The organism is Pseudomonas sp. 2995-3, from assembly GCF_002742565.1.
GTDB lineage: Bacteria > Pseudomonadota > Gammaproteobacteria > Pseudomonadales > Pseudomonadaceae > Aquipseudomonas > Aquipseudomonas edaphica.
In genome coordinates this window covers 1-287 of record NZ_LJSB01000305.1, presented here as the reverse complement: position 1 = coordinate 287, position 287 = coordinate 1, and the positions used below count along the sequence as shown (strand labels likewise).

The following is a 287-nucleotide window of genomic DNA, read 5'->3' as shown; positions in this document are numbered from 1 at the left end:
GAAGAAACCTTATGATCATTTATTTCATGCATATATACAGGGTATCATTTTAATTGGATTTGCACTGTTAATTCTTGGTTTAATCATGACTGGAAATATCGTTTATTATATAGCACCAATGATGATGCCATTTATATATTTTGCAATGGTAACCTTCTTTCTATTAGGTATTATTCAAATTTTTCGAAGTACAAAAAAAGAAGAACATCATGATACTTCATGCCAATGTAACCATGACCACCAAATCAAAGGACCTACACCAGTAAAATTATTGATCTATAGTATCT

General features: G+C 29.6%; 1 protein-coding gene. It reads left to right on the top strand.

Annotated features, from left to right (window positions below; genetic code table 11):
• Positions 1-85 precede the first annotated feature (85 nt).
• The coding region (locus tag AOA62_RS25855) for a DUF1980 domain-containing protein (RefSeq protein ID WP_256592486.1) at positions 86-287 on the top strand (202 nt) is incomplete at its 3' end.